The 279-nt window shown below is 68.8% G+C and carries 1 protein-coding gene; it reads left to right on the top strand.

What is annotated here, in order from left to right; all coding sequences use genetic code 11:
- Positions 1-279, top strand: a 279-nt coding sequence (locus EOD29_RS31395) for a 3-methyl-2-oxobutanoate hydroxymethyltransferase (protein WP_206520537.1), incomplete at both ends; no start/stop codon positions are given.

The raw sequence follows: 279 nt of genomic DNA, 5'->3' as shown, positions 1-279 counted from the left end.
AGCGGGCGCGCAGGCGGTGAAATTGGAGGGCGGCGCGCCGATGGCAGCCACGGTACACCGCCTGACTGACGTGGGCATCCCCGTGATGGGGCACCTTGGCCTGACTCCGCAGTCCATCCACATGCTGGGCGGGCATCGCGCGCAGGAGCGGGAGCCCGCAGCGGCGGAACGTATCCGAGAGGACGCGCGGAGCCTGGAAGCCGCCGGCGCGTTTGGTATGGTGCTGGAAACCATTCCCGCCGCCCTTGCGGCGCAGATCACTGCGGAAGTCTCCATTCT

Source organism: Mesorhizobium sp. M1A.T.Ca.IN.004.03.1.1, assembly GCF_003997555.1.
Classification (GTDB): Bacteria; Pseudomonadota; Alphaproteobacteria; order Rhizobiales; family Rhizobiaceae; genus Mesorhizobium.
The sequence above is the reverse complement of the archived record's forward strand: the minus strand, read 5'-3'. Positions and strand labels throughout refer to the sequence as shown.